This is a genomic window from Cupriavidus numazuensis, assembly GCF_905397435.1.
In the GTDB taxonomy this organism is placed as follows: Bacteria; Pseudomonadota; Gammaproteobacteria; order Burkholderiales; family Burkholderiaceae; genus Cupriavidus; species Cupriavidus numazuensis.
The window spans coordinates 1-23,201 of record NZ_CAJPVI010000051.1 but is presented as its reverse complement, the minus strand read 5'-3'; the positions used below and the strand labels follow the sequence as shown (position 1 = coordinate 23,201).

Sequence of the window (23,201 nt, the reverse complement as noted above, 5' to 3'; positions counted from 1 at the left end):
ATCGCCGGCCATTAGGTTTTAACACTTCAGTCTGCTCGGCCAGTTGCGCGGCATCGGTCCTCCCGGCGATCAGATGATGACTCACTGCTATCAGCATTCCTTACGCATGCCGAACTTTTCTTATCCGGATCTGGACGTCAAAGATCGCTGGCCGCCGAGGATGATCGGCGGCCTCGGTGGCCAGCGCCAGACTAACGATGTCCACGCTTCCTGCCGCGGGTGCGCGTCATGCGGAACGGCGACGTCCGATTTCGCCCAATTCGACGCCAGGAGCGCGCCCCCCAGTAACACACTGCCGCGACCAGAATCACGACCGGGATGATCTCCCTGATGAGTAACTGCCTCAGCCCTGGTGGCAACCAACGCAAGTCAAAGTACATGAGCGCTCTATCTCGTTCCGGCAGGGCACCCGCCCATCGGTGGTGGCGGGTGCTCCTGAAGCTTACGGGCGGTGCATGTCCACTACCGTCGGCTTGCCTTCTACCTTGTCGAAGGTGACCATCACGGAATCTCCTTCCTTGAAGTCCTTCAACAATGCGCGATCCTTGACCGGAAACGCCATGGTCATGGCAGCCATGCCAAGGTTCTGAATGGGGCCGTGCTTGAGGGTGACCTTGCCCGATTGCGCGTCAATCTTCTTGATCTCCGCGGCGACCGGGTGCGGCGCCTGCTGTGAAGGCGCGGACGACTTCATGTCCATGCCCTCCATGGACGTGGCGGCGAAGGCCGCTGGGGCGGCAACGAGTGCGGCAACCAGGGTCAGGGTCTTGATGTGTTTCATGGTGTTTCCTTTTGAAGGGAGGGGTGCGTGGGAAGTGGTGAAGATTTTGTCTGCCGCCGGCGGATCAGCAGGTACGCGGCTGGCACGACAAAGAGAGACAGCAGAGGTGCGGTCACCATGCCGCCAACCATCGGCGCGGCAATGCGCTGCATGACCTCCGATCCGGTGCCATGGGACCACATGATGGGAATCAGGCCGGCGAGAATCACCGCGACCGTCATGGCCTTGGGGCGAACGCGCAGGGCTGCGCCCTCCTGAATCGCCTCCAGCAGCGCCGCCGTGCTGGCTTCGCCCCGGTCCTCGCGTTCGGTCCAGGCCTGCTTCAGGTAGAGCAGCATGATCACGCCGAACTCGGCCGCCACGCCCGCCAGGGCGATGAAGCCGACGATCCCGGCCACCGAGAGGTTGTAGCCCAGCAGGTACAGCAGCCAGAAGCCGCCGATCAGCGCCAGCGGCAGCGTACCCATGATCAATATCGCTTCATCCAGGCGACCAAACACGAGATAAAGCAACACGAAGATGATCAGCAGCGTGAACGGCACCACCACCTTCAGCTTGGCGGTGGCCCGCTCCAGGTACTCGAACTGGCCGGACCAGCTCAGGGAATAGCCGGCCGGCATCGGCACCGCCTTGACCACCACGGACTGCATGTCGTGGACCGCCGAGCGTAGATCGCGCCCGCGAATGTCCACGTAAACCCATCCGGACAGCCGAGCATTCTCGCTGCGCAGCATGGGTGGGCCTTGCACGATCTGGATGCGCGCCACGTCGGACAGCGTGATCTGCTGGCCGCGGTCGGTAACGATGGGCAGGCTGCGTAATTGTTCTACAGAGTCGCGGTAGTCGCGGGGGTAGCGCACATTGATCGGGAAGCGAGCGAGCCCGTCGACCACTTCCCCGACATTGTCGCCGCCGACCGCCGACGACACGATGCTCTGCACATCGTCGATGTTGAGCCCATACCGTCCGGCGGCCATGCGGTCGATGTCGACATCGACGTAGCGCCCGCCAGTCAGCCGTTCGGCCAGGGCGGAGGTGACCCCCGGCACCGTCTTCACGGCCTCTTCGATCCGCGTGGACAGCCGGTCGATTTCCTGCAGGTCCGTGCCCGCCACCTTGATGCCAACCGGGCTCTTGATGCCGGTGGCCAGCATGTCAATGCGGTTGCGGATCGGCGGCACCCAGATGTTGGACAGTCCCGGCACCTTCACCGCGCGATCCAGTTCCTCCACCAGCTTGTCGGTCGTCATGCCCGCGCGCCACTGTTCACGTGGCTTGAACTGGATCGTGGTCTCGAACATTTCGATGGACGCCGGGTCGGTCGCCGTGTCGGCGCGGCCTGCCTTGCCGAACACGGTGGCCACCTCCGGCACGGTCTTGATCAGGCGGTCGGTCTGCTGCAAGAGTTGGGCCGCCTTGCCGGCCGAAAGCCCAGGCAGGGCGGACGGCATGTAGAGCAGATCGCCTTCATCGAGCGGCGGCATGAATTCCCCGCCGATCCGCGTGACCGGCCAAGCGGTAGCGACCAGCAGGACGGCCGCGATCGCCACCGTGGTCTTCGGCCAGGTGAGCACCTTGGCCAGCACCGGCTGATAAGCACGAATCAACCAACGACTCAACGGATTGGACTGCTCAGTGGGAATGCGGCCGCGAATCATGTAGCCCATCGGCACCGGCACCAGCGTCACGGACAGCCCGGCAGCGGCCGCCATCGAGTAGGTCTTGGTAAAGGCGAGTGGCGAGAAAAGCCGGCCTTCCTGCGCTTCCAGCGTAAATACCGGAATGAACGAGAGCGTGATGATCAGCAGCGAGAAGAACAAGGCCGGTCCGACCTCGGCCGCCGACTCGCCGATCACGCTCCAGCGCTCGTGGCCGGTCAGTTCCCTGCCCGGGTTGTCGGCATGCCAGTGCTCCAGATGCTTGTGCGCGTTCTCGATCATGACGACAGCGGCGTCCACCATGGCACCGACCGCAATGGCGATGCCGCCGAGCGACATGATGTTGGCATTGACGCCCTGGTACCGCATGACCAGGAAAGCGGCCAGCACGCCGAGCGGCAGCGATACGATGGCCACCAGTGCATAGCGCAGGTGAAACAGGAAGACCAGGCAGACCAGCGCGACGACGATGAATTCCTCGCTCAGCTTGTGCGTCAGGTTTTCTACCGCACGGTTGATCAGTGCGGAACGGTCATAGGTCGTCACGATCTCGACACCGGCCGGCAGGCTCTTCTTGAGGACCGCCAGCTTGACCTTCACCGCCTCGATGGTCTCCAGCGCGTTCTTGCCCGAGCGCATCACGATCACGCCGCCCGCCACCTCGCCCTGGCCATCCAGTTCGGCGATGCCGCGTCGCATTTCGGGACCGAGCTGGACCGTGGCGACATCGCCCAGGCGCACGGGAATGCCGGCTTCACTCGTCAGGATGGGGATGCGTCGAAAGTCGTCCAGTGTCTTCAGATAGCCGGAGGCACGCACCATGTACTCGGCCTCGCCCAGCTCCAGCACCGAGCCGCCAGTCTCCTGATTGGCGCCCTTGAGCGCAGCCAGCACCTTGCCCTGCGAGGGGTGATGGTGCTTTCGGTGCTGATTGACACGGTTTCAGCAAGAAAACCATTCTGTATCAACGAGTTGCGCAAACAGCGTTTCGTGGAAAAGTCCGTGTGTGCAAATTATTGATTTGAAAGCGAATTTTGCTGGCCGGCGTATCGTTTTACTGCGAAAAGCACCATCACCCTGATTAGGCCGGCAGACACAGGGAGCTATAACGATCTCTGATGCCGCACCGGCCATTCTTATTTGTCTCCCAAACCTCGGCACGGAAGAATCTGCCTTGCCCATTCGCGCTGTAGCCCCAGGCCGCCAGAGCGCCCAACTGCCCGGACAACTACCAGTTTTGCCGCGCGGAAGGGCGATCGAGATGAGCCTGCGGCAAGCGAATCTTCCGGCCGCCGACGCTGGCTTGATGTAATGGGTCTTACGCGTCACACACTTATTAGATATGGGGAGACAGCTTTGAGACGCATTGTTTTATCCTGGGCTGCGTCGACGGCGATTTGCGCCAGCGGCCAGGCAGCAGCATCGGTCACTATTTACGGGAACATCGACAGCGGAATTACGTATGTGAACAACCTTGGGGGACACTCGACAGTCCAGATGCAGGATGGCATCAGCAGGGCCAACGCCCTTGGATTTTCCGGCGTCGAAGACTTGGGAGGCGGCGTATCGGCGCTCCTCAAGCTTGAAAACGGATACTCGAGCGACACCGGGACCTTGGGCCAGGGTGGTCTTCTATTCGGCAGGCAAGCCTATGTCGGTCTTGGCGACAAGGAACTGGGGCGCCTGACGCTGGGACGGCAGTACGATTCCACTGTCTTGATGATTCCCTACTTCCCTTGCTGGAATTGCGGTATCTACAGCGCTCAGAACGCCAATCTGGACCGGGGCGCCGGAGAGCGGCTGAACAATGCAGTCCAATATCGGAGCACGAACCTTGGCGGGCTCACGTTTGGCGCTACCTATGCCTTCGGTGAAGCTGCCGGAGTTCTGACAACCAATCAAGGCCGCGCGATCAGTACTGACGTCCAGTACAACAACGATGATTTTTCGGCAATTGCGGTCATGACGGATATCAATGGCGCCATCATTCGTGCCGGCCGTTTGGGGGTTAGTACGATGCTGGGTGTGCCAGTGCAATCGTCCACTATCCTGACTGCCGATAAGCAGCGCATTTTCGGCGTTGGAGTCAAGTACAAGCTGGGAGCCTGGACGCCTTCAATTCTTTACACCAACACTTTGCTCAAACTGGGGCACGCCAGCTCTTCAGACCAGGTGCTGCGGATTGGAACCACCTACCAGGTATCACCTTCCGTGCTGATGGCAGGACAGCTGTCCACCGACAGGTTCGAGCAATCCCGCTGGTATATGGCAAATTTCAGCGTCGACTACTTCTTGTCGAAGCGCACTGACGTTTACCTGGAGCTGGCAGCACAACGTGCCAGCGGCCCGGGGACGGTCGCTTCTATCTATCTGATTGGCGCCTCTTCGAGCCAGAATCAATTCTTGTCTCGTATTGGCATGAAGCACATCTTCTGACGCGTCTTGCCGCGCGGGGGAGAACCAATGCCGTCTTGGCCCGGTCCGCGAGACGGTATAGCATCTCGCTATACCTACCCCGCCGTTGTGCAACTGTCCATGCAATCCCCCAAGGTCTTTTATGCGCGCCTCATGTCTGGGGCGCGGTTTCGTCATTTGCAAGCTTTTGTCGCGGTGGCGGAACTGGGCAGCGCGAACCGTGCTGCAGAGGCTGTCGGCATGACGCAGCCGGCGATCACAAACCTGATAGCGGACCTGGAGCAACTGCTGGAATGCACACTGTTTCACCGACATGCGCGAGGCATGCGGATGACGGCGGTCGGACAGGAACTGCTTCCGTTCATGCGCCAAGCCTTGGTGGCGCTTGAAGAGGGCACGGAATTCGTGGCGTTCCGTCGCAAAGAATCACTGGGTATCGCCCGGGTCGGCGCTATTCAAGCAGCGATTTCTGGCTTTCTCGTTCGCGCGCTGCCAGCGTTCAGTCGCGCCAGGCCTGACGTCATGATCGAATTGCAGGAGGCCAATGCCGCCCAATCGAGTGCCCTGATTTCCCACCGGAAGATTGACCTGATGCTCTGCCGGCCGCCGGAGATCGTGCCGGAAGGCTGGGAGTTCTCGGAGTTGTTCCGAGATCGCATGGCGGTAGTTTGTGGGCCGGCTCATCCATTGGCGCATCGCGGACCGTTCCAGTTCGAGGAGCTGGCGACAGAGGTATGGCTTCTAACGCACCCGTCTACAGAAGCCCGGCGGATCTTCGACGAGCTCATGGTTAGGCACGGTACGGAGCCGGAGTATCGGAAACTCAAAACGCGCTCCTTCGATATGACGCTAGCGCAACTCCAGAGCGAAGCCTTGCTCATGCTGACGCCATTCAGCATCGTGCGGCATATGGTTGAGCTAGGGCAGCTGGTGCTGCTGGACGTTGCCGATATGCCAGCGTTCCAACCCGTAGGTGTGTTGAACCTTTTGGAAGAGCTTGGAGAAGCCGCGATGATGCTGAAAGCATTTCTCTGCCGCTTTGCCGCCGAGAATCCGTAGCCAGCGGGGCGCTGCCAATCCCCAAGCTATAAGCGTACGGAATGCCCTGGTCGGCGATCTTATTTGTCGGCGTTCTGGCGGAAAGGCAAGATTGTGGCTCGTATCCACTTTCATCCGCGCCGAAGAATGAACAGGATTTTCCGTCTTGCCTCCGTGCTTACGTGTCTGGCTGCCATTCATGGCCATGCCGCTACGCCAGAACCGTATCCCAGTCAGCCGATCACACTCGTGGTCCCATACCCCGCCGGCGGCTCGGTTGATGCCGTTGCCCGGGTAGTCAGCATTCCACTCGGCAAGGCGCTGGGTCGACCTGTCGTGGTGGAGAACCTAGGCGGCGGCAGCGGCTCCATAGGAGCGGCGAAGGTTGCCCGGGCCAGTGCCGACGGTTATACCCTGTTGCTGGGAACCGTCAATGAGACGGTGCTCGCGCCGATGGTCAACGCCGCGGTGAAGTACAAGCCGAACGACCTGATGCCCGTGGCGAAACTGGGAGAGTCAACCTTCGTCCTTGTCGGCCGAAAGGGCATGCCGGCCCGATCCACTGACGAGCTAATCGAGTATGCGCGCAAGCATCCGGGTAGATTGACCTATGCAACGTCCGGTATTGGCTCGATCCAGCATCTGATCATGGAGGACATCCAGGCCAAAAGTGGGACGTCGATGCTGCACGTGCCTTATCGCGGCGGTTCCGCTCAGATTACGGATCTGCTTGGCGGGCAGGTGGATCTCGCGCTCGTGGCGCCGGCGACCATCCGCGACTACCTGCAGACCGGGAACGTTCAAGTCTATGGCACCGCGAGCCTGAAGCGCAGCGAGTTGGCCGGATCGATCCCGACTCTTAATGAAAGCAAATACCTTACGGGTATCGATCAGGGTGGATGGGTTGGTATTTTTTCACCTAGAGGGACGCCGCCCGAGGTGGCAAAGCGGATCTCTTCGACCTTGCAGGGGATGCTCGCGGACCAGGAAGTTATCAAGCAATTGAAGTTGGCGCAGATTGTGCCGGCTACAGTGGCCGAACAGGCAAGCTTCGGTGACGTTGTCCGCGATGCGCAATCGCGCATGCGCGCGATCGTGTCGCGCCTCAAGCTGGATAGGCGGGAGGGCCCGCAATGAGTCCGCTTCTGCAAATCGCCCGGCGAAACATCGAAGAGATCACAGCCATTCGTCGCGACATACATGCGAACCCGGAGCTTGGCTTCGAAGAGACGCGTACCGCGGCGCTGATTGCGTCGAAACTCAGTGAGTGGGGTATCGATGTGGTCGAAGGTCTTGCCAAGACTGGGGTGGTCGGCACTATTCGGGGGCGACGGGGAGGCGGCAAGACGATTGGATTGCGTGCCGATATGGATGCGCTGCCCATGTGCGAATTCAACGGCTTCGCGCACGTGTCCTGCCGGCAGGGTGTCATGCACGCGTGTGGTCATGACGGACACACGGCCATGCTGCTTGGCGCGGCACAAGCGATCGCCGCCAGCCCGGATTTCGCGGGAACCGTGCATCTAATCTTCCAGCCGGCCGAAGAAGGCCGCGGTGGTGCACGAGCCATGCTGGAAGAAGGGCTGTTTGAGCGGTTTCCGTGCGAGCGGATCTTTGGCATGCACACTTATCCCACACTGCCGCTGGGCACCTTCGGTATTCGCAAGCACGAAATGATGGCGGCATCGGGCCGCTTCAGAGTGCGCTTTACCGGCTCGGGGGGGCATGGCGGGGCAAGTCCGCACACCTCGGTTGATCTTGGCCTTGTTGCCGCGCACTTTCTCCTCGGGCTTCAGAGCATCGTGGCACGCAATGTACCGCCGCTGGAGACAGCGATCGTAAGCGTTGGATACGTTGGCGGAGGCAATCCCAATGCGCTCAATGTTATCCCGGCCGAGATCGAGATCGGTGGAACGATGCGCGCATTCACTCCTGAGATACAGGCACTCATTGACAGGCGGATACGCGAACATGCGGAAATCTTCGCTCGCACGGAAGGCGCGCAGGCGGAAGTCGAGACCTGGTGGCTTGCTGATCCGCTTATCAATGACGCCGGGGCAACCGATATTGCCGTAGCGGCGGCCATCGATGTGGTCGGCGCGGGGGCAGTGAACGACAATATGCAGCGCGTCACCGCTGGTGAGGACTTCTCAAGCATGATGCTCGAACGGCCAGGCGCCTACATCCTGATCGGAAATGACCGTCATGCCGGTGACGGCGGGGGCAACGTGCATAGCCCGCACTACGACTTCAACGATCAAGCCCTGCCTTTCGGCATTGCCTACTGGATTTCGATCGTCAACAAGGAACTGGAAGGAAGGTTTGGTGTTGAATGAACAAGCTGATTGACCTCAGGAGCGACACCGTCACACGGCCTACGCCCGCCATGTACGAGCAAATGCTGCGGGCACCGCTCGGCGATGACACATATGGCGAGGACCCCACCGTCAATGCACTGCAGGAGCGGGTAGCATCGATTCTTGGCTTCGAGGCCGCGCTGTTCGTTCCGACCGGTACGCAAAGTAATCTGTGCGCGATTCTCGCGCACTGTGGTCGGGGCGACGAGTATATCGTCGGGCAGAACGCGCATTGCTATCGCTGGGAGGGCGGCGGCGCCGCAGTGCTAGGGGGAGTGCAGCCGCAGCCCGTTGAACATGAGGCGGACGGAACGCTCTTGCTCGCCCGTCTCCGCGAAGCGGTGAAGCCTGACAATGAACATCATGCGATCACCCGGCTGCTGACTCTTGAGAATACGATCGGTGGAAAGATGTTGCCATTGCCATATTTGGATGCGGCGACCTTGCTGGCCACTGAGTGTGGCTTGGCCACGCATTTGGACGGCGCCCGCCTCTTCAACGCCGCGGTGGCACAGGCTGAGCGGAGCGGGACTACGCCGACCCTCGAAGCGCGGCGCATTGCGTCGCACTTTGATACGGTTTCGGTGTGTTTCAGCAAAGGGCTTGGTGCCCCTGCCGGCAGTGCGTTGTGCGGCAATGCCAATTTCATCAAGCGGGCCAAGCGGATTCGAAAGCTCTGTGGTGGTGCAATGCGCCAGTCTGGCATCCTGGCGTCGGCGGCACTCTACGCGCTGGATCACAATATCGCGCGGCTGGCGGAGGATCATCGGCTGGCAATGCTGCTCTACGAAGGCCTTCTTGACATTGATGGGGTGCAGGTTGAACGCCCCGACACGAACATCCTGTTTCTGGAATTGCAGGGGACGGCTCAAGAGCGCTCTTCGGAGTTGCTCCGGACACTCGGGAGCGCCGGCATTGCCGCGACTGGCCATTACCAGCGCCTGCGATTGGTAACCCACATGGACGTGGATGAAGTCGATATCGCGCATGCGATTCAGACTATCCGTAATTTCTTTAAGAAATCATAGTCCTCCAACTCGATGCTTCGACCTCGAATGAGACGATGTACCCGGGGTCATTGTACGGTGACCCCGCCTACCGATCCTCGGATGATCTCCCTCAAGTTGGCGTGAAGGTGGAGTGCAACTGCCGAAAGCGTGTGCGTGGGTTGCGGACCGCCGTAGTCGGTGCCTGCCCCGATCATCGCGACAGCGTGTTCAGCAACGGCGAGCGTGCGTTGAACGTGGGCTGTTCGCCGAACGGAATGCGCATCGGTGTCGAGAAGGCCGCGTGGCCTTGACCGATCGCGGCTTCATCAACGTCGACGCGCAGATGCGCACCGACGTACCGCTAGTTCTGCATTTCGATAGAGGACCCTGCTGTCCGGGCGAGTTCATCTTGCGCTTGCTCCCACTACGTCCATTCGATGTCAGAGCTGTCGGGCTCCGCCAATGTGAGGCCCGCGGTCGGCAAGGGCAGGGCTGTCTTGTAGCGCACCTGCTTGAGCGCGAAGCTCGACCGGATATTGGAGATTCCTGGAATCTTGGTCAGGTGTTCCACGATGAAGCGCTCCAGGGTCTTCATGTCTGGCATGACGACTCGCAACAGGTAGTCGGCGTCGCCCGTCATCAGGTAGCACTCCATCACCTCGGGTCGCTCGGCAATCGCGCGTTCGAAGCTGAGCAGCGCCTCTTCGCCTTGCTTTTCCAGCCTGACCTGGATGAAGACGTTGATGTGCAGTCCCAATGGCTCGGGGTTGAGCAAAGTTACCCGCTCTTTGAACACGCCCAGCCTTTCCAGGGCGCGAACCCGGTTGAAGCAGGGTGTGGGCGAAAGATGGACGGCACGGGCCAGATCGGCATTTGTGATTCGCGCGTCCTTCTGCAATTGGCTCAGGATGGCGATGTCAGTGCGATCAAGATGCCTGCTTGAAGTGGTCACAGTACAAATATTCCTGAATTGGATCGAAATTCGGAAAAAGTAGCCTATCGCAAGTCTGGGAAAGACGCAATTGAGACGCTTTTTCTCGATCGGCAGGCGTAGGATTGTCTCCAGTTCTGGAGGCCAGCAGAGATTGAAGACGGAGGAGTGATGCAATGACGGACATGTCCAGTGAACGCCAGATTTCGGGCCTTGCAGGATTGCAGAGAGTCGATACGAACGACGCTGACCAGCAGGAGACGACGGAATGGCTGGATGCTCTCGATGGGGTCGTGCGGCAGGTTGGCAAAGATCGTGCGCAGTATTTGCTGGACCGTCTGTCCGAGCATGCGCTCTCCATGGGGGTGACTTCGAACCGGCCCCAGATCACGCCCTATCGGAATTCCATTGCCGCCGACCAGGAGCCTCGCTACCCGGGGGACCTGGAGTTGGAGGAAAAAATCGCCTGCGCGCTGCGCTGGAATGCGCTGGCGATGGTCGTCCGCGCTAACCGCGCCTATGGGGAGCTTGGCGGGCACATCGCCAGCTACGCATCGGCGGCGGATCTGTTCGAAGTCGGCTTCAACCACTTTTTCCGCGCAGGCAGGCCGGACGGAGCAGCGGGCACCGGAGACCTCGTGTACTTCCAGCCGCACTCGTCTCCGGGGGTCTATGCGCGCGCCTATCTGGAAGGCTTCCTGAGCGAGCAGCACCTGGAACACTATCGCCGGGAGATTGGCGCACCGGGGCTGTGCTCGTATCCCCACCCGTGGCTGATGCCGGACTTCTGGCAGTTCCCGACCGGCTCCATGGGCATTGGCCCCATCAACGCCATCTACCAGGCCCGCTTCATGTGCTACCTGGCTGCGCGCGGGCTGGCGGATACCGAAGGCCGCAAGGTGTGGGGGTTCTTCGGCGACGGCGAAATGGACGAGCCGGAGTCGATGGGAGCACTCTCGCTGGCTTCCCGTGAACGTCTCGACAATCTGGTGTTCGTCATCAACTGCAACCTGCAGCGGTTGGACGGCCCGGTGCGCAGCAACGGCCGGATCATCGATGAGCTGGAGGCGCACTTCATTGGCGCCGGCTGGAATGTCATCAAGGTGGTGTGGGGCTCCGACTGGGATCCGCTCTTCTCGCGCGACAAGTCAGGCGCATTGCTGCGCGCGTTCGCGCACACCGTCGACGGCCAGTTCCAGACCTTCTCCGCGAACGACGGTGCCTACAACCGCGAGCGATTCTTTGGCCAGAATCCGGAGCTTGCCGCGCTCGCCGCGCAGTTGACCGATGCGGACATCGACCGGCTGCGCCGTGGCGGGCACGACGTGCGCAAGCTCTATGCGGCGTATGCGCAGGCCGCTGCCCATCGCGGCCAGCCCACGGTGATTCTCGCGAAGACCATGAAGGGCTATGGCATGGGCGCCGCGGGCCAGGGCCGCATGACGACGCACCAGCAGAAGAAGCTCGATACCGACGACCTGAAGGCATTCCGCGACCGTTTCCGCGTTCCGCTTTCGGATGCGGAAGTGGAAGCGCTGAAGTTCTACAAGCCGGCGCAAGACAGTGCCGAAATGCGCTATCTGCATGAAAAGCGCGCCGCACTCGGTGGCTTCCTGCCACGCCGTCGCCGCATGTCTACGGCGTCTCTCCCGGTCCCGGACATTGGCAAGTGGGCGGGCTTTGCACTGGACGACAGCGGTCGCGAGATGTCCACGACGATGGCCCTGGTGCGGATGATGACCACGCTGCTCAAGGACGAAAAGCTCGGGCCGCGCGTGGTCCCGATCGTCGCCGACGAAGCGCGCACCTTCGGGATGGCAAACATGTTCCGCCAGGTCGGCATCTACTCACCGCAAGGTCAGCTGTATGAGCCGGAGGACATGGGTTCGATGCTGTACTACCGCGAGATCACCGATGGCCAGATCCTGGAAGAGGGCATCTCCGAAGCGGGCGCCATCTCCTCGTGGATTGCAGCGGCTACGTCCTACAGCGTGCATGACCTGCAGATGCTGCCGTTCTACATCTACTACTCGATGTTCGGCTTCCAACGCATCGGGGATCTGATCTGGGCGGCAGCGGACCAGCGGGCGCGCGGCTTCCTCATTGGCGCGACGTCCGGGAAGACCACGCTCGGCGGAGAAGGGTTGCAGCACCAGGACGGCACCAGTCATCTCAACGCATCGACCATTCCGAATTGCCGGGCGTACGACCCCGCGTTCGCGTATGAAGTGGCCGCCATCGTTGACCAGGGCATGCGCGAGATGGTCGAGGAACAGCGCGATGTCTTCTACTACGTCACGGTGATGAACGAGAACTACGCCCAGCCGGCGCTGCCTGACGGCGGGCTCGACGCGATTCGCGAGGGCATTGTCAAGGGCATCTACTGCATGTCCGCCGGTACTGCCACGGCGCAGGGGAGCGCCCAGGTGCAATTGCTTGGCTCGGGCGCCATCCTGAACGAAGTGATCGCCGCCCAGAAGATGTTGCAGGAAGACTGGTCGATCCAGGCCGGCGTCTGGAGCGTGACGAGCTTCACCGAACTCCATCGTGACGGCATTGCCAGCGAGCGGCTCGAGCGCTATGGCGAAATAGCCGAAAAGCCTTACATCCAACGCGTGCTTCAGGAAGCGAGCGGCCCGGTGGTTGCCGTGACGGACTACGTCCGTGCGTTGCCAGAGATGATTCGCGCGTTCGTGCCTCGGCGCTACGTCACGCTGGGGACCGATGGTTTTGGTCGCAGCGATACGCGTCAGGCCCTGCGGGAGTTTTTCGAGGTCGATCGTGTGTCCATCACGCTGGCTGCGCTCAAGGCGCTTGAAGACGACGGTGCCATTGACAGCGATATCGTCAAGCACGCGCGCGAGCGCTATGGCAAACGGGGTGCCAGCCAGGCGGCCTCCTGGCAGTCCTGATCGGTCATCAGGGTGGCGCGCGGGATGAGGAGCGCGCCGCCTCGATGCGCCTGCAACCGCTCTCCGGATCGGGGAGCGGCTGCCGCCCCATTCCGCGCTCACTGGCAGCCTGAATCTGTCACGCCGCGTGTCGTTGATCTTTTCAAGCGCATTCAATCATACGAATTACCGCGGCAGCTAGCGACCCATCACCATCGCCGAGCAGGTCCACGGCATCGAAGTGGTGTCCACCCCTTTGTTCGACGATGCTGACATCGAAGCCGCTGGCTTCCAGCAATGACTGATACTCGGCTTGCAGCCGGTGGTACTCGGCGGATTCGTCCCCTCCGACCGTGAGAATCATCGGCAGTCTGACCTTGGGCAGATGCAGAGCGGGGCTGAAGGCCGCAACTTCGCCCGGCGTCAGTTGCACGACCTTGTTCAGGTAGCAGAGTCGGATCGGCTCAAGATCATACAGACCACTGATTGCGCAACCGCCCTTGAGGACATCTGATGGCGCGCCAAAGTCGGCCCAGTCCGTGCCCGCGAGGATGGCCGTCAGATGGCCGCCCGCGGAGTGTCCGGATACAAAGATCCTGTTGGAGTCAAAATCACCGAGGTCGCACGCGTTACGATACAGCCACGCAACGGCTTCGCGATTGTCGCGAACGATCTCCGTCATGCCGACGTCCGGTGCCAGGCGGTAATTGACAACCGCGACGTTGATATCGCGTTTCAGGTAAGGCGCGGCCACATAGCTGAAGTCCGATTTGTCCAGCGACTGCCAGTAGCCGCCGTGGATAAAGACCAGCAACGGACGGCCCTTGGTCGCTGCGGGAAAGAAGTCCAGCGACTGCTTTTCGTTCGGCCCGTACGCCAGGTCTTGTTTGACACTGTGCGCGCCGCGAAACGCTTCACTGACCTTCGCCCATCGATGGAAGATGGCCTGAAAGTCAGGTATTCCGGCCCTGACGTTGTACTGCTTGTCCAGTTCATCCTGATTGAAGTTTCGGTACACTGACATTAAATTCACTCCAGACGGTGGAACCGCTTCTGCGATTTCCCCTTTGACGTTACGAAGCGCGCTAGCGCCTGACAAAGGTACGTTTCTGTGTGACGCCCAGCGCGCCAGGAGATGCCAAGCACTATCGCGGAGACGCCATGTTTGGAAAGAGTGAAAATCGGGATGACTATCAGGCGATCCACCGGCCAGTCGGTGGCATGGCAAGGAAGCTCGCGAACGGCTTCTACATCGACACGCATTCTCATCCCCGGGGGCAACTCATCTATGCCTACGTTGGCGCGATCTCGGTGTCAACAGACTATGGCTGCTGGGTGGTGCCTCCGCAGCGCGCTGTCTGGGTGCCATGCAATGTAAGCCATGCCATGCAGGCATGCGGCGACGTTGAGATGCGTACCATCTACATTCGCGAAGACGCGATTCCGAAGGAGTTGCAGACGTGCTGCGTCGTTGCTGTGCCGCCGCTGCTGCGGGAGCTGATTTCCGAGGTTGTGAGCATGCCAGTGGAATACGACGAGGGCCGTGACGACCTCGTCGTCAAGCTGCTATTGCAGGAGTTGAGGCCCCTGTCTGTGGTGCCTCTTCATCTTCCGATGCCCACGGACCAGCGGCTGGCAAAGATCTGCGAACGAATTCTCGAAGATCCCGCCAACGAAACATCGGTGCAGGAGTGGAGTAAGTCCATCGGCGCGAGCGAGCGCACCATCATCCGCCTCTTTCCCGAAGAGACCGGGCTCACCTACAGTCGCTGGAAGCAGCAGGCAAGACTGATGGCAGCCGTGCGGCTGCTGGCCGAGGGATGCCACGTCACGGACATCGCGCTGCAACTGGGCTATGAAAGTCCCAGTGCATTCAGCGCGATGTTCCGCCGCGCACTGGGCATGTCGCCGACCGAGTACTTCAGAGAAGTGCCGGCCGGGTGAATCGCGCCGGCGCTTGAAGAACTTGGCATCTGCGCGACAGCAACTGGCGTTGCCGCGCCGATCCTCGATTCCACCATGGGGCACAGTCAAGGGACTGACGTTCGCCGCGCCTGGCGCGTGACGTCAGCTCACCTCTCTATCGTGGAGTTATCAGCATGTCAGTTCTTGAGCGCATCGAGGCGGCGGGAATCATCCTGCCCGTCATGGAAGTTCCAAAGACCCTGTACGTTCCGTACACGATTCACCATGGCTTCCTGACAGTTTCAGGCCAGCTGCCGCTGGCGGGCGGCAAGGCCGAGTATGTCGGCAAGGTTCCCGGCGACATCTCGCTGGAGCAGGCCCAGGCCGCCGCGCGGATCTGCCTGACCAATTTGCTGGGCTGGGTCGCAGTCGCTACCGGCGGCGAATTCGAGCGGGTCCAGGGAATCGTTCGGATCGGCGGCTATGTGGCCGTGGATCCGGGGTTCCATGACGCGCCACTGGTCATCAATGCGGCGTCCGGCTTGCTCAACGAAATCTTCGGCGAGAAGGGGCGCCATGCCCGCGTGGCGATGGGCGTGGCCAGCCTGCCATTCAACGCGCCTGTCGAGATCGAAGCGACCTTCCTCCTGGGCGATTGACCATGCCCGCACCCACAAAGACCGGGTATGCGGATGTGCTGATCGGGCTCCAGTACGGCGACGAGGGCAAGGCGCGCGTGGTCGACTTGCTCGCAGCCGACTATGACATCGTGGCGCGCTTCAATGGCGGCGTGAATGCGGGTCACACTATTGCCACCGCCAACGGGGAAGTGCGCCTGAGGCAAGTCCCATCCGGCGTACTGCACGCACATGTCGCGCTGTATATCGGCTCAGGCTGCGTTGTCAGTCTCGAACAACTGGCGAAAGAGATCGGGATGCTCGCATCGCTTGGGATCGATCTGTCGGGCCGCTTCAGCATCAGCGACCGCTGTCCCGTGGTCCAGCCGGTTCACATCGCGCAGGACCATCTGCATGGCCGCGAGATCGGCACCACCGGCAACGGCATCGGTCCATGCTATGCGGATCTTGCCGCGCGGGTTCGTGACGGCGGGCGCTGTGCGTTTCAGTTGCGGGATCTGGCAAGCGATCCTGCCGGTGTGATAGCGCAGATGCACGGCGCCGCGCCGTGGTCCGACCACGCCGAGCGCTCCGCTTCCGCAAAACGCATGCATGCCGCATGGGAAGTCGTCCGCGGCTTCGTGAGGGACAATCCGCTGTGGCTGACGAACCGCGTCGAGCGTGGCGCCCGGGTCCTGTTCGAAGGCGCCCAGTCGGTCATGCTCGATGTCCTGCATGGCCAGCAGCCATGGGTTACATCGAGTCACACGCTGCCCTCATATGCCTACGTGGGCGGCGATCTTCCCTGCAAATACCATCGCAAGACCGTCGGCGTCGCCAAGGCGATAGTGTCGCGCGTGGGCGATGGGCCGCTCCCCGGCGAATTCGGCGGCAAGCGATCGGAGCTCTACTGTGCCGGCGCGGCGCGAGAAGGACTGACCCGGGACGAAGAGGCGGCAGGAATCGATGTCCGCGCGCTTCTTGCCGGCGACGACGAATTCGATCTCGGCGTGGCGCTGCGCATCTCGTCCAACGAGTACGGCACCGGGACCGGAAGGCCTCGCCGTATCGGCCGGCTGGACCTCGCCCAGCTCAGGGTGACCGTGAAGCAGGCTGGCGTCGACGAGATTTACCTCAACAAGTGCGATAGCCTCGCCGCCTTCTCGTTCTCACGGGGCGGAACCATACCCTTGATTGTCGGAGCGGGAGGCGAGGGCGATACCGGCTGTCTCCGTTTGCCGGCGTTCGACGCCGTCGCGATACCGCAGGGCGCGGACGCGCCAGTTCCTCCTGAATTGCTGGCATTCCTGGCGATGGTGGAAGACGCCATCGGGGTGCCGCTGCGCGGTGCCGGGCTCGGCCCCCGGCGCGACCAGATGTTGATGATGAAACAACCCGACAAGGATTGAAGATGACCGGGACCATTCCCTCCTATCTCGATTGCTCCATGCGCCGCATGGATCTGGCCTGGACCGACTGGGCGGCGATTGAAGCGTTTCTGCGAGACGAACTGATATGCCGGGTCGCGGTGCATGACACGCCCTATCCGTATGTCACGGCGCAGAGCTTCACGTTCACTGGCGATGCATTCCTAATCCACAGTTCCCGCTTCGGGAAGCTTGCGGCTGCGATCCGTGCCAACCCGCGGGTCACCATCGAAGTCGACCGCCCCATCGCACTGCTCAAGGCACCGAAGGGCCAGAACACGAGCCTCGAGTACTACAGCGTGATCGCGCGCTGTGAAGTGTTGCTGCGCGACACGACGGATGAGGTGCGCGCACACCAGTACCAGGCCCTGGACAAGTTCCGGCCCGAGAAGGATTACACGCCGATCGAAGACGGTGCCGCCAGCCAGATCGTTGCCTATCGATGCGAGATTCGCGAGATGAGCGCCAAGAAGCGGATTCTTGCCGATGGCCAGTACTCGCCCCCGGGCCAGCCCAAGGCGCCGTACCTGCGATATCCGTTTGATGCCGGCGCAACGTTATCGGGTCTGCCTGTGGAAGCCTTCGACCCACATCGGTTTGGTCGCTGAAGCCAGCCACGCCGGCTGAGCTAGGTCCTGTTCGGAGAGGTGCGCAAGCACCTCTTTTTTGTTCGGGGACCAGTTTGTTCCGATGGCATCTGCAAGACAAATCTTGGCATTCCAGCGCGCGCCTCGTCGCTCATCCCACGCCAGAGTAGCGATTGGTATCGCGACATTTCGCATATCGATTGCATCCGGCGCGCCCAAGCGCCGGACAAAAACGACTGGAGACCCTATGAAACTCACCCCCATCGAGCTGATGCGCGTGCGCACCGGCGACCGATTGGAACGGCTGCCCGTGTGCGGCTATCACCGTTCACTATTCGCCATCATCGCCCTGGCCTTCTTCTTCGATAACCTCGACCTGGCCATGATGACCTACCTGCTCGGCTCGATCCGTACCGAGTTCGGCTTGACGGCCGCGCAAGCCGGCATGCTCGGAAGCGCCAGCTTCGTCGGCATGGGTATCGGCGCACTGAGTTCCGGCATCCTGGCCGACCGGTTCGGACGCAAGCCGGTTTTTCAGGTCAGCATGATCATCTGGGGCGTCGGCAGCTATCTGTGCTCGACGGCCGACACGCCGCAAGCTCTCGCGGCCTATCGGCTTCTGCTTGGACTTGGCATGGGCATGGAGCTGCCATTGGCGCAGACGCTCATGTCCGAATTCATCCCGGCGCGCCAGCGCGGCAAGTACCTGGCCTTGATGGACGGCAACTGGCCGATCGCTTTCATCGGTGCGGGCCTGATGTCGTACTACGTGCTGAACGCCTATACCTGGCGAACCATGTTCCTGCTGGGCGCCATTCCCGCGCTGTTCCTGTTCGTCGTCCGCCGCTACGTTCCGGAGTCGCCGCGCTGGCTCGAATCAAAAGGCCGGCATGACCAGGCTTCGGCAATTGTCGACCGGATCGAACAGCGTGTGATGCGTGGACTGAAGCTGGCTGCGTTGCCGGAAGTCGCGCCAGCGCTTGCGAATGCGGAGCCTGAAGTGTCTGGCATTCGTGTGCTCTGGTCCTCCGAGTATCGGGGCCGGACTTTCACCGTCTGGGGACTTTGGTTCTTTGCCTTGCTTGGTTTTTATGGCCTGAACACGTGGATCGGCGCGCTGCTGCAGCAGTCCGGTATGGATGTCACCAAATCCGTGCTCTACACCGTATATATCTCCATTGGAGGCATTCCCGGCTTTCTGTGCGCGGCAGTCGCTGTCGAGCATTGGGGGCGCAAGCCTGCATGCGTCGCGACGCTGGTGGGGGGTGCCTGCGCAGTGTTCTTCTATGGAAAGGTCGCCGGCTCTGCCGCGGACACCACGTGGCTGTTCTTGTCGGGCGGGTTGATGCAGTTCTTCATGTTCGGTATGTGGGCCGTGCTTTATACCTACACCCCCGAACTCTATCCAACCCGTGCGCGGGCCTCCGGTTGCGGGCTCGCCTCGACGGTCGGCCGCGTCGGTTCGCTGCTGGGGCCTACGCTGGTCGGACTTGTACTGCCCGTCGCTGGTCAAGCTGGCGTGTTCTTGCTGGGGGCACTGTGCTTTCTCTCCGCGGCGGCTATCGTTGCAAAATTCGGCATCGAAACACGAGGGCGGGCGCTGGAAAGCATAGCGGAGTGACTTTAGCAGACCACATTGTTGACGCGTGGGAATGCGCGGTGGCTACTGGACGCAGTGATGGACGACGCGCGCCAAGATTCTGGAATCGCCTTTGTGTGCTAGTCGAATAGCGGTCTGGCAAGATGCAGTTTCCCGCCCTGAACGGGCGGGACCTATCAATGGCATCAACGCACCAGAAATCCCGTGCCGACCGAATCGTGTCGATCAATCAGCCAACGGGCTGTGCGACGGGATGGGGCAGACCGAAAGGTGGTGGTTGACGGTGCGGGGAAGGGCCGCTCGGTGCGGACTACGAGTTTTAACATTACCCCGCTTATGTCTATTGCCGATCGCGGGGCGACGCGGGCGGACGCGATCCGCTGGATCCAGGCGCAGATGGACGACTACGGGCTCACCCTCGAAGAGCTCGACGCGGCGGGGTGCTTCGCGCCACCGCCGCCCCCACTGCCACCGGCCGCACCGCCGGCGCCGGTGGTCTGCTACCGCAGCGCGGAACGGCTCACCTGGGACGGGCAGGGCGAGATGCCGTCCTGGCTCAAGCGCGCGGTCAATGCGGGGCAGAGCATCGAGTTTTTCCGGATGGGATAGGGCCGCCGATGCATTCGGCCCGCAACCAAAAGCGATCCGACGAGGGCTAACCGACACAACCCACGACGACCCACTAATGCCGTGGCGAATGAACTGCCGCTGACCGCCTTTCATCTCCGCGAACACGAAGGCTTTGTCTACGTTTATGACTTCAACGCGTGGTGGCGTCACGAGATACGCATGGTGAGGCCAGCCCCGAAGAGGCCAAACTTCTCGACAAGCTCGAGGAGTTCATTGTCTACCTCGACAACAACCGGCACTTCATCGTGAACTACGGTGACCGCTACCGGCATGGAGAGCCCATTGCCTCAGGGTTCGTCGAGTCGGCCGTTAACCAGGTGGTCAGCAAACGATTCGTCAAACGGCAGCAGATGGCCTGGCGCCCTGGGCACGCGCACAACTTCCTGCAAATCCGGACCGCCGTGCTCAATAACCAGTTCTGGTCTTACGTTGAACGATGGTATCCGTCCATCGCCCGGGACGAAAACCACCGCCTTGCCGCTTAGTCGGCCCCCATTTTGGCGCGGTCTCCTTATCTTGGCATGCCCCGAGGATAACTCCGGTTAAGTGGATAGCCAAAAGTATGCTTATCGGCACAGGGGAAACACCGCCTTACCCTCCACGCCAATGAGAATCTTGCGAAAGATGAGAGGATTGAGTAAAGTAAGGGTGTCGATTCCTTTTCCTAGAGATATGCATCGCGAGACTGTCTGCACCCTCGCTGCCGAGCTGAGCCGGTCGCCCGAGGCAATGCTGGAACAATTGCAACGTGCGGGCCTACCTCACGTTTCGACCGATGACCCGGTGACGGTAACGGACAAAAGTGCGCTGCTGGCGTACCTGAAGCGTAGTCACGGACAAGTTGACGACAGCGCTCGAAAGAAAATTACCCTGACGAGAAGGCTTGCGAGCGAGACCACACATTTTTCTCCCGCGGAACGCAAGGCCGTGGAGCGGATCGCTCGCGCAAAGGGACTGACAGTCGCCCCATCGGCTCAGGGTGCCTTCCGTCGCTATCTTGAGTCCGTTGTCGCCGCTCTCGAAGGCCATTGGGCGGAGGTCGGCGAGGCAGAGCGGCCCGTTAATGAGGCATATCGCACCTACCTGCTGAAGCTCACGTGGAAAGGCGAGCACGCACAGCGCTGCCAATCCGTCTTGGCATTGGCTTCAACTTCGTTAGCTAAAGATAGGTGGTCTTGCGCGCGAGCTGATCGCGAAGCTTGCATCCACCCCGCCATCGCACCGCCGCAAGCTGCCATCTGATGGAGTTCGATATGACACCGCGTATCCATGAGCCGTTCGCTAAGAGGGGCGGCATTCCACTGGTAGAGAAATTGGTCCACGACATCGACGAGCAACTGGAGCAGACCATCGACGCGGGCGAGCGCGCCCGCGTGATGGCGATCGTGCGTCAGTGCCTGACGGCAACGCTCGGGCGCCCCGAATCGCGGGCGGCAGATGTCGAGAACCGGCTCGCCGTGTCATATCTGAAGCCCTCGGAGGTCATTGCGCAGGGCCTGGTGGCCATGTCGCAGGCGACGCTGTACCGCGCGGTGGAAGATGCACGCTTTTATTGTGTCACCCCGCGCGGTAAGGCGATCGGCCGCGCATTCCCAGCCTGGCAATTCGCGCCACCGGTGCCGGAGCTGCTGGCCCCGGTCCTGCGTCAGATGACGGACCTGCCGAGCAGCGAAATCCATGCGTTCTGGGTGACCCCGGTCGACGCGTTCGACGACCTGACGCCGGCCGAGGTGCTGGCGGGCAGGGCGTTTGAATCGCGCGTGGCGCTTTCTGCCGCGCAGCGCGGTCACCTTGCTCAAGCCGCCAACGAGCGGCAGGGCAGGGTGATCGCGCAGTTGGCCGCGCTGCCCTCGCGCAGTTCGGATCTGATCAGCTGATGACGACGCCAAAGATTGCTACACCTGAACCCATTGCCGTAACCCTCCCTTCAACAGACCGTCTGCGCCAGGCGTTCGCCGGCGGCGCAATCGTCCTGCCCGCCGGCACGCAAGTGTTTCGCGCAGTCCGGCATCCGGCCGCGGTCATCCCGCCGTACGTTGAGCGCACTTACCGGTTCGGCCCGCCGGCCGAGTTCGCAGGCCCGGACGGGCGTTTTGCAACCTACTGGATGTATGCGGCCCAGGATCTCACTACCGCGTTGTGGGAATCCGGCTTCTGCACCAACGACATGACACAGCCCGGCACCTTCTATATCCCGCCGGGTATTGCCGAAACTGGCCTGATAGCGACCTTCACCCTCAGGGCGGACGTGCGGGTGCTCGATCTAGATGGCTCCGTGCTCAGCAAGCTGGGCATCTCCGACCAGATCCACGGCGAGCATGCGTGGTGCCAGTGGTTCGGGCTGCGGATGCTCGAATTGCTTGCCGGCTTTCCCGGCGACACCGCGCCATTCGGGTTCCGCTATCCGTCGCGCAAGCACAAGAGCCACCTGGCACTGGCCGTGCAGTCCGGCTCGCTGGAGGCATGGCGCCGCCTGGTCGACGTGCACGTCACGCGGTTTGCGGAGCTGACGGAGTTCGCGGTGTTGCGCGCTGACCCCCTCTACGCGGAGCCGTTCGCGGGCGGATTTTCGGTGGACAGAAGAAGCTAGACCGACTCCGGCAACGTCGGCACAGCGCTTAAAATCGGGCCTTACGCCGTTTGCGCTCAGTTGATGTGCGCAAAGGGGTAATGAGGTGTGCCTAAACGCCTTTATTCGCTGCAGTGCATAAGGGCGTATCCCAGGCGACCCTCAGAAGGGGCCTAGGTCTACAAATGGTGCCATGCCAGGACCCATCTCGGCCATTTGTCTATCGCTGGGTGAAGTGCGGAACCCAGCCGGTCCGCAATTCGAGGCCGTGGAGAGTAGCCCCCGTTCAGTGGGGCTAAATTGGTTGGCATTCGCAGCCGTAAGCGTGGATTCACCCTGTTTCGCACAACGGGAGCGGGAAGCTCCAATGCTGGCTCTTAAAGACCTATGACAGAAACTGATTCCAATACCAGTGAGACTCACAGATCTAGAGCCCTCGCCAAGCTTCGCAGCGAGATCACCAAAGATATCGATCGCGTGATTCAGGTGGCGCGAAACTGCGGCCTCTGGGATCTTCTTAGGCTGTGCTATCTGCTGCGGCTTAATCGTATGGTGATGGCAATTCCTGAATATCGGGAGGGGCTAAGCCATGCCGAGCTAGGCGCCACACATCTTGATGACGAGGCCCTAAAGTACGCGATAGCATTAGTCGCAAAGCACGGACAGTGGAGGTCTGACCCTTCAGTGAACTCTCCTCTAAGAACGGCTAACAAAACTGTTCAACAAATCGAGAGCAGATGACAGCGCAAGCGAGCGTGAGCAGAGCCAGATGAATATCGAGACGTCGTTCGAAGCGAATGCGCAAC

The 23,201-nt window shown here is 61.2% G+C and carries 18 protein-coding genes and 3 pseudogenes; 16 read left to right on the top strand and 5 right to left on the bottom strand.

Features of this window, described 5'->3' with window-relative positions; all coding sequences use genetic code 11:
- Positions 1 to 442 precede the first annotated feature (442 nt).
- Positions 443 to 781, bottom strand: a complete 339-nt coding sequence (locus KHO41_RS31235; protein WP_211957111.1) for a copper-binding protein — start codon at positions 779 to 781, stop codon at positions 443 to 445.
- Positions 778 to 3,345 (bottom strand): annotated as a pseudogene (locus KHO41_RS31230) (efflux RND transporter permease subunit); the annotation flags it as partial. The gene KHO41_RS31235 and the pseudogene KHO41_RS31230, both read right to left, overlap by 4 nt.
- A gap of 450 nt (positions 3,346 to 3,795) precedes the next feature.
- Between KHO41_RS31230 and KHO41_RS31225 the strand changes: the two are divergent.
- From KHO41_RS31225 to ltaE, 5 genes are all read left to right on the top strand, one after another.
- Entirely contained in the window at positions 3,796 to 4,875 is a 1,080-nt protein-coding gene (locus tag KHO41_RS31225; RefSeq protein WP_211957110.1) for a porin, read from the top strand.
- Positions 4,876 to 4,974: 99 nt separating this feature from the next.
- Positions 4,975 to 5,913, top strand: coding sequence for a LysR family transcriptional regulator (locus tag KHO41_RS31220; protein ID WP_211957109.1), 939 nt, complete (start codon positions 4,975 to 4,977; stop codon positions 5,911 to 5,913).
- Between the two features lie 126 nt (positions 5,914 to 6,039).
- Complete coding sequence (locus KHO41_RS31215) at positions 6,040 to 7,029, top strand: Bug family tripartite tricarboxylate transporter substrate binding protein (protein ID WP_211957108.1); 990 nt, start codon at positions 6,040 to 6,042, stop codon at positions 7,027 to 7,029.
- Positions 7,026 to 8,228, top strand: coding sequence for an amidohydrolase (locus KHO41_RS31210; protein WP_211957107.1), 1,203 nt, complete (start codon positions 7,026 to 7,028; stop codon positions 8,226 to 8,228). Before KHO41_RS31215 ends, KHO41_RS31210 begins: the two co-directional genes overlap by 4 nt.
- Entirely contained in the window at positions 8,225 to 9,277 is a 1,053-nt protein-coding gene (ltaE, locus tag KHO41_RS31205; protein WP_211957106.1) for a low-specificity L-threonine aldolase, read from the top strand. The genes KHO41_RS31210 and ltaE overlap by 4 nt, the downstream gene beginning before the upstream one ends.
- A gap of 385 nt (positions 9,278 to 9,662) precedes the next feature.
- On the opposite strand, the gene KHO41_RS31200 is transcribed toward ltaE, so the two are convergent.
- On the bottom strand, positions 9,663 to 10,190 hold the full coding sequence (locus tag KHO41_RS31200; protein WP_211957105.1) for an Lrp/AsnC family transcriptional regulator: 528 nt from the start codon (positions 10,188 to 10,190) through the stop codon (positions 9,663 to 9,665).
- Between the two features lie 155 nt (positions 10,191 to 10,345).
- Between KHO41_RS31200 and mdeB the strand changes: the two genes are divergently transcribed.
- A complete protein-coding gene (mdeB, locus tag KHO41_RS31195; RefSeq protein ID WP_211957104.1) occupies positions 10,346 to 13,081 on the top strand; it encodes an alpha-ketoglutarate dehydrogenase in 2,736 nt (911 codons plus the stop codon).
- 142 nt (positions 13,082 to 13,223) lie between these two features.
- Here the strand turns inward: mdeB and KHO41_RS31190 are convergent, their stop codons facing one another.
- On the bottom strand, positions 13,224 to 14,084 hold the full coding sequence (locus KHO41_RS31190; RefSeq protein ID WP_211957103.1) for an alpha/beta hydrolase: 861 nt from the start codon (positions 14,082 to 14,084) through the stop codon (positions 13,224 to 13,226).
- 137 nt (positions 14,085 to 14,221) lie between these two features.
- Here KHO41_RS31190 and KHO41_RS31185 point away from each other — a divergent pair, with 137 nt between their 5' ends.
- From KHO41_RS31185 to KHO41_RS41410, 10 genes and pseudogenes are all read left to right on the top strand, one after another.
- A complete protein-coding gene (locus KHO41_RS31185; protein WP_211957102.1) occupies positions 14,222 to 15,004 on the top strand; it encodes an AraC family transcriptional regulator in 783 nt (260 codons plus the stop codon).
- A gap of 155 nt (positions 15,005 to 15,159) precedes the next feature.
- Positions 15,160 to 15,624 carry a RidA family protein gene (locus tag KHO41_RS31180; RefSeq protein ID WP_211957101.1) on the top strand — a complete coding sequence of 155 codons (465 nt, stop codon included), beginning with the start codon at positions 15,160 to 15,162 and terminating at the stop codon, positions 15,622 to 15,624.
- A gap of 2 nt (positions 15,625 to 15,626) precedes the next feature.
- Entirely contained in the window at positions 15,627 to 16,991 is a 1,365-nt protein-coding gene (locus tag KHO41_RS31175) for an adenylosuccinate synthetase (protein WP_211957146.1), read from the top strand.
- A 2-nt stretch (positions 16,992 to 16,993) separates the two neighbouring features.
- Positions 16,994 to 17,617, top strand: a complete 624-nt coding sequence (locus KHO41_RS31170) for a pyridoxamine 5'-phosphate oxidase family protein (RefSeq protein WP_211957100.1) — start codon at positions 16,994 to 16,996, stop codon at positions 17,615 to 17,617.
- Positions 17,618 to 17,843: 226 nt separating this feature from the next.
- Complete coding sequence (locus KHO41_RS31165; protein WP_211957145.1) at positions 17,844 to 19,217, top strand: MFS transporter; 1,374 nt, start codon at positions 17,844 to 17,846, stop codon at positions 19,215 to 19,217.
- Between the two features lie 315 nt (positions 19,218 to 19,532).
- A complete protein-coding gene (locus KHO41_RS31160; protein WP_211957099.1) occupies positions 19,533 to 19,805 on the top strand; it encodes an H-NS family nucleoid-associated regulatory protein in 273 nt (90 codons plus the stop codon).
- Between the two features lie 185 nt (positions 19,806 to 19,990).
- Positions 19,991 to 20,311: pseudogene (locus tag KHO41_RS31155) on the top strand (ISKra4-like element ISBte1 family transposase); the annotation flags it as partial.
- Between the two features lie 244 nt (positions 20,312 to 20,555).
- On the top strand, positions 20,556 to 21,068 hold the full coding sequence (locus KHO41_RS31150; RefSeq protein ID WP_211957098.1) for a hypothetical protein: 513 nt from the start codon (positions 20,556 to 20,558) through the stop codon (positions 21,066 to 21,068).
- Positions 21,068 to 21,703 (top strand): hypothetical protein, encoded by a 636-nt coding sequence (locus KHO41_RS31145; protein ID WP_211957097.1) that lies wholly within the window; start codon positions 21,068 to 21,070, stop codon positions 21,701 to 21,703. Before KHO41_RS31150 ends, KHO41_RS31145 begins: the two co-directional genes overlap by 1 nt.
- Complete coding sequence (locus tag KHO41_RS41410) at positions 21,703 to 22,416, top strand: RES domain-containing protein (RefSeq protein ID WP_244874117.1); 714 nt, start codon at positions 21,703 to 21,705, stop codon at positions 22,414 to 22,416. Before KHO41_RS31145 ends, KHO41_RS41410 begins: the two co-directional genes overlap by 1 nt.
- Before the next feature lie 685 nt (positions 22,417 to 23,101).
- Here the strand turns inward: KHO41_RS41410 and KHO41_RS31135 are convergent.
- A pseudogene (locus tag KHO41_RS31135) lies at positions 23,102 to 23,201 on the bottom strand (IS5/IS1182 family transposase); the annotation flags it as partial.

What these genes read in the sequence shown, in the direction of transcription:
- KHO41_RS31235 (WP_211957111.1), bottom strand. Translation starts at nt 781, where the DNA reads ATGAAACACATCAAGACCCTGACCCTGGTTGCCGCACTCGTTGCCGCC.
- KHO41_RS31220 (WP_211957109.1), top strand. Translation starts at nt 4,975, where the DNA reads ATGCAATCCCCCAAGGTCTTTTATGCGCGCCTCATGTCTGGGGCGCGG.
- KHO41_RS31215 (WP_211957108.1), top strand. Translation starts at nt 6,040, where the DNA reads ATGAACAGGATTTTCCGTCTTGCCTCCGTGCTTACGTGTCTGGCTGCC.
- KHO41_RS31210 (WP_211957107.1), top strand. Translation starts at nt 7,026, where the DNA reads ATGAGTCCGCTTCTGCAAATCGCCCGGCGAAACATCGAAGAGATCACA.
- ltaE (WP_211957106.1), top strand. Translation starts at nt 8,225, where the DNA reads ATGAACAAGCTGATTGACCTCAGGAGCGACACCGTCACACGGCCTACG.
- mdeB (WP_211957104.1), top strand. Translation starts at nt 10,346, where the DNA reads ATGACGGACATGTCCAGTGAACGCCAGATTTCGGGCCTTGCAGGATTG.
- KHO41_RS31190 (WP_211957103.1), bottom strand. Translation starts at nt 14,084, where the DNA reads ATGTCAGTGTACCGAAACTTCAATCAGGATGAACTGGACAAGCAGTAC.
- KHO41_RS31185 (WP_211957102.1), top strand. Translation starts at nt 14,222, where the DNA reads ATGTTTGGAAAGAGTGAAAATCGGGATGACTATCAGGCGATCCACCGG.
- KHO41_RS31180 (WP_211957101.1), top strand. Translation starts at nt 15,160, where the DNA reads ATGTCAGTTCTTGAGCGCATCGAGGCGGCGGGAATCATCCTGCCCGTC.
- KHO41_RS31175 (WP_211957146.1), top strand. Translation starts at nt 15,627, where the DNA reads ATGCCCGCACCCACAAAGACCGGGTATGCGGATGTGCTGATCGGGCTC.
- KHO41_RS31170 (WP_211957100.1), top strand. Translation starts at nt 16,994, where the DNA reads ATGACCGGGACCATTCCCTCCTATCTCGATTGCTCCATGCGCCGCATG.
- KHO41_RS31165 (WP_211957145.1), top strand. Translation starts at nt 17,844, where the DNA reads ATGAAACTCACCCCCATCGAGCTGATGCGCGTGCGCACCGGCGACCGA.
- KHO41_RS31160 (WP_211957099.1), top strand. Translation starts at nt 19,533, where the DNA reads ATGTCTATTGCCGATCGCGGGGCGACGCGGGCGGACGCGATCCGCTGG.
- KHO41_RS31150 (WP_211957098.1), top strand. Translation starts at nt 20,556, where the DNA reads ATGCTGGAACAATTGCAACGTGCGGGCCTACCTCACGTTTCGACCGAT.
- KHO41_RS31145 (WP_211957097.1), top strand. Translation starts at nt 21,068, where the DNA reads ATGGAGTTCGATATGACACCGCGTATCCATGAGCCGTTCGCTAAGAGG.
- KHO41_RS41410 (WP_244874117.1), top strand. Translation starts at nt 21,703, where the DNA reads ATGACGACGCCAAAGATTGCTACACCTGAACCCATTGCCGTAACCCTC.